6 protein-coding genes and 1 pseudogene are annotated in these 6,595 nt (G+C 52.5%); 6 read left to right on the top strand and 1 reads right to left on the bottom strand.

The annotated features are described in order from the left end of the window. Nucleotides 1-35: 35 nt before the first annotated feature. A pseudogene (locus EOW68_RS01870) lies at nt 36-686 on the top strand (transposase); the annotation flags it as partial. A 175-nt stretch (nt 687-861) separates the two neighbouring features. Next, nucleotides 862-1,311 carry a hypothetical protein gene (locus EOW68_RS01865; RefSeq protein ID WP_128223487.1) on the top strand — a complete coding sequence of 150 codons (450 nt, stop codon included), beginning with the start codon at nt 862-864 and terminating at the stop codon, nt 1,309-1,311. 397 nt (nt 1,312-1,708) lie between these two features. On the opposite strand, the gene EOW68_RS01855 is transcribed toward EOW68_RS01865, so the two are convergent. Beyond that, complete coding sequence (locus EOW68_RS01855) at nt 1,709-2,836, bottom strand: IS630 family transposase (RefSeq protein WP_431358695.1); 1,128 nt, start codon at nt 2,834-2,836, stop codon at nt 1,709-1,711. Nucleotides 2,837-3,160: 324 nt separating this feature from the next. On the opposite strand from EOW68_RS01855, the gene EOW68_RS01850 reads away from it, so the two are divergent. The 4 genes from EOW68_RS01850 (at nt 3,161) to EOW68_RS01835 (ending at nt 5,709) form a co-directional block, all read left to right on the top strand. After that, on the top strand, nt 3,161-4,114 hold the full coding sequence (locus tag EOW68_RS01850) for a hypothetical protein (RefSeq protein WP_128223485.1): 954 nt from the start codon (nt 3,161-3,163) through the stop codon (nt 4,112-4,114). A 314-nt stretch (nt 4,115-4,428) separates the two neighbouring features. Then, a complete protein-coding gene (locus EOW68_RS01845; protein WP_128223484.1) occupies nt 4,429-4,638 on the top strand; it encodes a hypothetical protein in 210 nt (69 codons plus the stop codon). Beyond that, entirely contained in the window at nt 4,631-5,314 is a 684-nt protein-coding gene (locus EOW68_RS01840; RefSeq protein ID WP_128223483.1) for a serine integrase family protein, read from the top strand. The genes EOW68_RS01845 and EOW68_RS01840 overlap by 8 nt, the downstream gene beginning before the upstream one ends. A 167-nt stretch (nt 5,315-5,481) precedes the next feature. Next, a complete protein-coding gene (locus EOW68_RS01835; RefSeq protein ID WP_128223482.1) occupies nt 5,482-5,709 on the top strand; it encodes a type II toxin-antitoxin system HicB family antitoxin in 228 nt (75 codons plus the stop codon). Nucleotides 5,710-6,595 lie beyond the last annotated feature (886 nt).

Genomic DNA, 6,595 nt, shown 5'->3' with positions numbered 1-6,595 from the left:
GTTTTCTCACCTATCCCCAACCGTTCAGCTAGTTTGTCTTCGACAGGCTCGTCGAGCAGGCCGCCGCCCGCGGCCTGCTCGACTCCACGTACTCTATTGATTCGACGCACATCGAGGCGATCCAACACAACGACGCCGCCTCGTGGAACTACGATCCAACAGCCGAAGAGTACTACTACGGCTTCGGCTGTACAATCGTCTCGACTGGCGCAAAGATTCCGATAGCAGCGGAGTTCACGCAAACCAAGCAAGCGGATCAGGAGACGGCGATGCACGTCACGCGTGACGCGCTCGCCGTCGATACACCGGTCTGGATGCTTGGAGACAGCGCCTACGATATCCTTGATTGGCACGACCACTTGCTGGCCGCAGGGGTCGTGCCGATCGCTCCATACAATCCACGAAACACTGACGACCCGAAAGACATCGAGTACAGGGTCGAAGACCGAATCAAGGAACACAGCGAGGACGTGCGGCTGAAACAATCCATCTTGGACGAGACGTACAACAACCGGACAGGAGTCGAACGAACCAACGACGCGGTCAAGGACTGCGGCCTCGGGCACGTTCGCGCCCGAGGCCGCGTCCACGCACGAACAGAAGTGTTCCTCGCACTCTGTGTTCGAATCGTCGTTGTAATCACCAACTATGAGCGAGGAAACAAACCGGGCTGTGAGAAGCTATGAGATGGATTCTATGACAGGCTCTGTTATGTGTTGGCGCTAGCCGACCGGGAGTGTTCCAACTTTCTCTATCAGGATGGTAGTAGCTCAATCTCTTGAAGTCAAGTCTTCTTCGGCACCTGTGTATCAACTACCAATTTTAAATAGGGTCGGCAAAACAACCAAACAGGGTCAAATAGTGACTATAACGAACGAGGATAGAAAACGGTGCCAGACCACGGTCACCGATTTCCATACCCAACACGAACCCGATAGCTGTTTCCCAACTGCTCTGAAAAACGTTCTTGACGACCTCGCCGACCGCAGAGACGAATCCGCCCTCCGCCACAGCGTCAGCGACCTTGGTGATGCCCTTGACTACGTCGAGAATCGCGCCTCTGCCTCTGACCGACTCGCCGCCCGCATTGACCCCCTCATCGAAGGCGCCGGGTACGAAGTGAACCACATGACAGGTGTTGGCTACGAGCAACTACAAACCATTATCGAGTCAGACGACCGCTCGTTGCCCATATGCGAGTTTCACGAACAATACTTTGAGGATATCAGCCAGCACACAAACGAATACACGCCCGAACCCGGACTAGTAGACCTGCCAGCTAATTCGTACCCACCAGGTCTTCCCGTGTGATCACCGTTATCGGAGGTAAACCTGCGCAGCACAATCAAAACACGTTTCTGGAGCACTCCTTCCAGAGCCGTCGGAGTCAATCGACGGCTGGTACCGGCCGTCGCTGTATCTATGGAATGCGAGATCCCATAACTCCATGTCACCAGTCCACCCTAATCGGCACATTTTCACTGGCGTTTGCCGAATCTCCTTTTTCTCATCATTCGTCGATCCAGGCATGAACCATGGATCACTGTCAAAGACCTCAACGTAAGCGTACTTACCACGAAATCGAACGTTGACACCCGCGCACCGCTCAGTCCAAGCGGTGCGCGCGTGATTCTCTAAACGATCTTTGAGAGTTTGACGTGCATAGTCCGGAATCGAACCCATGCTAAAGATACGTTCTTAGAGATGTTTATTCTATCGTTGGCAGCCTCTCAAGCAGTTTTATCAAGTCTTCTCTCGTGTAGTCCCATTCGAATGGCTCTGGACTTCCGTTCCACAACTCTTCGAACTCGGTGATGCGGTCCTCGACCGCATCGACCGAGTCGAAACGTCCACCGGTCAGTGCTTTCCGTGTCAACACCGAAAAGTAGAGCTCGATTTGATTCAACCACGATGCACCCGTTGGGAGATGTATCCCGATTGCGGTCGGATACTCCTTTTGCAGCCACCATTTGAACGTCGATGGATGGTGAGCACTTCCGTTATCCATAATCCAGAAGACCCGATCTGCGTTCTGACAGATCGGGTCGGCCATCACTTTCTCAACCAATGTCTCGAAGTTCGCTCGGGTGTTCCCGTTGACGCAGTGGCCGATAACATTTCCACTTCCAGCAATGAATGCGGCTTGGTAGATTGTGGTCCCATTCCGGTCGTAATGGTGTTCGAGACGGACTGATTTGCCCGGCCCCGGCGGAGTCTTCCGCCGGGATCGGGCTTGAATTCCAGTCTTCTCGTCAGCACAAATGATGACATCTCCCTCTGTAAGAGGCTCATCTTCCCACATGCCGGTGTAGAGGTCACATACACGAGCAGCCTTCTGCTTGAACTGAGGATCGCGTGGCGTCACCCACGAAGTCACTGTCCATGGTCGAATCGCCGCCTGCTTGAGCCAGGCGGCGATGGTCGATCGTGCTGGACACGGATTGAGTTCTTGCACGGCTTCAGCGTGAATATCGGCGGAACTAAACCGAGATAGCGGGAGTCCGCGGTCAGCCGGGAGTTCACATGCGATTGCTGTAACAAGGGCGTGCGTAGCTTCGTCATAGATACGAGGTCGGCCGGACCGAGGCTTGTCGGTAAGCCCGGTCCGGCCAGATTCAGCGTAACGGTTGCGCCATCTCCGTGCAGTCTTGCGGGTACAAGAGAGCTGTTCGCCGATTTGAGTGTTATTGAAACCACGAGCGGCTAACAGAATTATCCGTGCACGAAACCCATCACGTTGAGAAGCCGTCGCTTTTCGGACGACGGCTTGGAAATACTGTCGTTCTGAATGAGACAGAGTGATCTTGATCGCTGTGTTTCTGGTGTGAGAAAACATGATTTCACATCTATTACCAGAGAATGGAGAAGAATGAAGAAGAACTCACCGGGGTGGGTACGAATTAGCTGGCAGGTCTAGTAGACGGATTCGGGAGATGGAAACACGTCATCGTCCCATTCAAAATCAACACCGATACCGTGCTTTATTTCGATCCCTACATTCAGTTCTTCCATGATCTCGATAAGCTCGATGAATCGGGTGCGATGAACGTACCGATGAATTCGTTCAACGAATGGTGGTCACGGCCAGAGAAACGATGGGCCTTATGGGTAGAGCCAATGAAACAACAAACACTGACATCCGCAGTGGAGGACGAGTAACATGGTTACTACAAATGCAGCTCCCGACGAACCGTTCCGAGTCCAGAACCCGGAAGCTCTTCAGGGAGGAACGGCTGAGACTCGACTTAAACGCCATCTCGGGAGAGGCGTCTACGTCCACGATGTTCAAGAACTCCCCAATGGCAATCTGGAAGTTTCGCTCGGTAACGCGTCGCCTCGGGACTTGAGCGACTGTCGTGATCACGATAACGTTCTGAAGTTCATCACTCTCCGCGACGTGTACACACTTGAGGCTGAAGACACTGGACAAGGAGTCTACCTGATTGATGTCCCAGACCGTGGTGATGTGGTTGACAGGATTAAGGAACGGGAGACGGAAATCAAGGATAAGCTGGATTTCTCAATGGCCCAGGCGATCTACAAGCATGTCTACGATCTCCCAGCAGTCAGGACTCAGTTAAATCCGATTTTGCAGATTCTACGTGGAGCACGCAATAATAGAGGGCTCACGGTGTCAAAGGTAGATGACAACCAGCGGTCGAGTAACACGAGAGATTACATCGAGCTGCTTGATAACTTCGGTTACATCAAGATCGAAGACGGAGTAATCAAGCCTGGTGTTCGCCTCCAGTCTGCTGATTTAAACGAGTACGATTGGGACGAGTTTGGCCGGAAGTTCCTGGGTGACGTTGTTCAGCGTGGGTACGTAACGATTCGTGATGAACTGGAACTGAGTATGCTCGGGCACTATCAGAAGTACTCCGGCTCCTACTACTACGACGCCATTCAGCGCGGGAAAAAGGATCTCTGGCTGGATATCGAGACTATTGCAGATAACTTTGAGGAACTACATGGTGAACGGAAGGAGGAGTTCTATTTGCAAGATAAGCTGGGTGAACTCGCTTCTGTGAATGTAATTCGGAAGGAAGGTGACTACGTGCGGTCGGAGAAGGATATCTACGATCAGGTTGCCCGTGATACGCCAACGGTCTAGTTGAGGCGGGTAGTCGGCGCATTTCTTTTCGCTCAGGATATCGGGAGTTTCTGAGTGACTACTACCCACCCACCATGTTTATAAAGATAAGGCATCAAGTAACATACACAGTAAGGCACAGAAAGAACTGCCTGAAATCCCCTCCAATCATGACACAAAGTAACGTGATTTACGGTACGCAACTCGCCGCACCATGTCCGCTCTGTAACGTTGACTGTCTCGGACACCTCGATATGCTCGAAGACAATGATGAACTTACTTGCGACAACTGCGGAGCGTCGCTCTCGGCAGGAATCAAAATCGAGGTGCAATAGATGAGCAACGAAGACCGCATCTACTACAAGACGAAAGCTTGGCCCCGTGGCCAAAGTTCAGTCGCCTCCACCGTTCCCAAGCCAATTCGCATGGTCAAGGGCGCACCACCAGCTGAAGACCTAGAACTCAGGTGGAGCATCAACCCTGATACCGGCGCAGTGGAAGTCGAATTCTACGAACGCGACGACGAGGACGAGAACGATGAGTAAGGCGCTTACGTGGATACGCAAATCTAAAGGATCAGATGACGACATTGGTCTCAAAGACCAACGAGACAAGGTCAAAACACTCGCCGGCAAACTCGCCGACACTCGCGACGATCTTGATCTCGGCGTTCACACCGGGTTCTCGTCGATGACTCGTGACGACGACTCCGGCCTGATCGACCAGAACGAACGCGTCACAGACACCGTGGAACGTCTTCGTGGCGGCGAGTACGACTACCTCGTAGCGTGGGACGACCGGCGAGTCTGTCGAGACGAATTCTTCTCAGTCATCGAGTACGCAGCCAACCAGGGCGGTTGCGAGATCGTTTATTTCGCCGACGTTGACGATGATGATCTCACTTTCGACTTGAAGCGTCGTATCGAGCGAGACACGAAAGAGGATGAGATCCGAAAGGCGAAGCGGGCAATCAAGGTCAAGAAGGAACGTGGCGATGACCTGGGTCGTCCCCGGTTCGGGTATGAGTATAACAGTTCGAAGACAGAACAAGTCCCGGACAATGATGACTTTGAGCGTGCGCTTCGAGTGATTGAACTGCGCGACGAAGGTGCGACGTATTCGACCATCAACAACGAGACTGGTGTGTCGGAAGGCACGATTGCGAACATCCTTGATCGGCGCGAGCAGTACCTAGCCGAGGCGAACACTGCTTCCCAGTAACTGTCGTCTTTTCCTCGATACGCACCATTCACGACATATAGAGGCGCGTTTATCGGGTTCTGAGTGCATTCACCCCACCCTCGCGGTTGGTAGATACAGTTCTACCGCTCGCTTTGTGCCTTCCACGACACCAACAATTACTTCGTCACGAAACAAATACCGCTATCATGATTGAACGTCCGACCCCCGACTTTGAGCTTTCAGAGGACGGAGATCTTTGGGTAGCGGCCCACGTCTATACAGGGATAGCCTCGCACGGCGAGACACCAAGCGAAGCCGTGCGTATGGCTGAAGAAGCGGTGCAGTTGCACCAGGCGGAGCACAAAATCGGGGACGAAGAATATCAGCAGATGATGCTCGACAGATTCGACATTGACATCGATACCAGTTGTTGATAATATTCAGAAACCCGAAAGAACCGACGTGACTTCTTCATCGGTTGCGTACTGTGTGGTCGGGATTCGTCCCGCTCGACGACTCCTTCCGGGTGAACTGGGTTCTGTCCCGGCTCATCCGCTATCGAATGCAACACATGTGCATCCTCTCGTAGATGCTCGATTCTCTCCTGCATCTCCTTCGGAGCCATAGTCGATTATTCTCACCGACCGACAGTAATCACATGGACGGTGTTACGACCGAATCGAAACAGTCGCACCACAATCAGGACATACCCACTCGCCATCATCGTCCTTCTCCATTCGTTTCCTGAACCTGTGCTCGTCGGTAAGTGTCGATCTGCTGGCGCTACTGTGCGTTCACTGCCGAAAAAAGACATTTAAGCGCCTGTATACCCGAATATGGAGAGAGTGCAGAAGCGGCCGTCAATGGTGTCTGTTGCAGAATAGAAAAGCGGAAAGAGTAAACTGCCCGCCCCCGTTTTTTTCGAGAGTTTCCTCGCAAACTCGCACCCCTGACTCGATGGTTACCAAAATCGGCAAAAGAATCCGCGAATAAGAGGATTCGTGCCTTTTTGACCATCCCAGACGGACTCAGCTCTTTATTGATTGCAGGGGGGCTCGTCGACGACGGACAGATGTTAATGAATTCGGTCATCAATAGGTTTTCCAAGTAGTTACGTCGACCTCTCAGAGTGGTAATTGGATAGCGACTTGGACGAATTCGTGCCTCTCTCGTACTTCCACCGAGTCAATTAACTGTACTTCTGCGGTTAAACGGCGGGGCTATCTCTTTACATGACCTACCGATGGTATGAGTGCAGTTTCCTACAGAAGTCACACACCGAAAATCGATATCCGTCGGTTTCTTGCGCCCCTCAGAGAC

Source organism: Halovenus amylolytica (genome assembly GCA_004015825.1).
GTDB lineage: Archaea > Halobacteriota > Halobacteria > Halobacteriales > Haloarculaceae > Halovenus > Halovenus amylolytica.
This window is presented reverse-complemented; position numbering and strand designations above follow the sequence as displayed.

Excerpts from the sequence above, each read along its gene's own strand:
- EOW68_RS01855 (WP_431358695.1), bottom strand. The coding sequence starts at position 2,836 with ATGTTTTCTCACACCAGAAACACAGCGATCAAGATCACTCTGTCTCAT.
- EOW68_RS01850 (WP_128223485.1), top strand. The coding sequence starts at position 3,161 with ATGGTTACTACAAATGCAGCTCCCGACGAACCGTTCCGAGTCCAGAAC.
- EOW68_RS01845 (WP_128223484.1), top strand. The coding sequence starts at position 4,429 with ATGAGCAACGAAGACCGCATCTACTACAAGACGAAAGCTTGGCCCCGT.
- EOW68_RS01840 (WP_128223483.1), top strand. The coding sequence starts at position 4,631 with ATGAGTAAGGCGCTTACGTGGATACGCAAATCTAAAGGATCAGATGAC.
- EOW68_RS01835 (WP_128223482.1), top strand. The coding sequence starts at position 5,482 with ATGATTGAACGTCCGACCCCCGACTTTGAGCTTTCAGAGGACGGAGAT.